Origin of the sequence: Photorhabdus viridis (genome assembly GCF_040256935.1) — a bacterium.
Taxonomy (GTDB): Bacteria; Pseudomonadota; Gammaproteobacteria; order Enterobacterales; family Enterobacteriaceae; genus Photorhabdus; species Photorhabdus viridis.
The window spans coordinates 1-1,352 of record NZ_JBEJZY010000153.1 but is presented as its reverse complement, the minus strand read 5'-3'; the positions used below and the strand labels follow the sequence as shown (position 1 = coordinate 1,352).

Genomic DNA, 1,352 nt, shown 5'->3' with positions numbered 1-1,352 from the left:
TTATTAGCATCTGGTGCAAGTAGATGGAGGGGAAATAAAGGATCGCCCCCAACCATTCCCAATCCAGAATAAGTTTCAATAAGTAAAAACTCATTAGTACTGTAGCAACCAACCCAATAATCCTGATCTTTGTTGTATTCGCCGGAATCGCTAATCTGATTTCTCTATTCCATTATAATTGTAGCTAATTCAGCGGAAAAAGTACTCAAGGTTAAATGGCCTGCGTCTGGTTGAGTTCCAGACGCAGGTATCATTAGCCGCCTAGTGTGACCTGTCCAACTTTTGGGGGCAGGTCATATTCATACTGGGGTTAAAATTATAGATTTACTATTTTTACTAAAGTGATTTTCTCCTCAAGAAAAATACATTCTGGAATATCGTTATATATATATATTTCATCTCCCAAATTAAGCAGGCTAATCTGACCATAATTATAAAAAATAAAACTAAAGCCAATGACACATTGCTCAATTTCAGAGTAAATAGCATTAAAACAAGATAACTTCTGTCCTATCAATCCATTGAATATTGAATGTTGGGATATATCCTTAATTATTTGTTTCCCGTATTCACCTAAGTCACTCTCGATCATCGGCTTATTGCATACAGCTAGTGATGAGCCGTCTTGACCGCAAGATATCTTCCTTGATATACCAGCCCCTTCAAATTCGAAAAATAATTCTTGAGGGTGCTCTATATCCTCTACATGTAGCATATAGACTAATCCCTGAACAGATTTAAGGTGGTTGCCAATAATGCCCATTCCCCAATCATGGGCTTCTTTAGAGATAATATTCAACGAGGTTCTCCTTTTAGGGCATTTTTGACAGAAGTATTATTAACCCCATCTTTTAGTATAGTAACAAAAGTTCCGTCTGGTTTAGTAACAACAACATCATTACCCTTTATTTTGAAGAACACACCACCTCTTGTTCCATTAGGGCCCTGTCCAGCAAAAACTCCTGGGATTGTTTTATCTGCGTTGTTACCTATATCATTTATTTTATCCAGCAGCATTTTTCTATCTGTAGCATTTGATGCATTACCGCCAAAATCTTCAACATGCTTTCCAAGTTTTTTTCCTAACTGAACATCATCAACTTTGAAAACACTTCCTGCTCCAACTCCATTACTGGGAAGTGATGTAGTTCCTGGTTTTGGTAACTGTCTTATTTCATCACTGGCCTTATTGATAAGTTTAGAGGCTTCCCCAACGTTGCCTTTTTGTAAGGCTTTCTCTACCGCTTTGATGGTCTTCCCAGCGGCATCACCTGCACCGGGAATAATGGCTATCGCGGCGACCAGATAATCTAATGCACTCTCAGCCTCGACAAGACCTTTAATATCCCCGA

General features: G+C 38.5%; 1 protein-coding gene and 1 pseudogene. Both read right to left on the bottom strand.

Features of this window, described 5'->3' with window-relative positions; all coding sequences use genetic code 11:
- Positions 1-316: 316 nt before the first annotated feature.
- Positions 317-799, bottom strand: a complete 483-nt coding sequence (locus ABR397_RS22640; protein WP_350307677.1) for a hypothetical protein — start codon at positions 797-799, stop codon at positions 317-319.
- Positions 796-1,352: pseudogene (locus ABR397_RS22635) on the bottom strand (hypothetical protein); the annotation flags it as partial. The pseudogene ABR397_RS22635 and the gene ABR397_RS22640, both read right to left, overlap by 4 nt.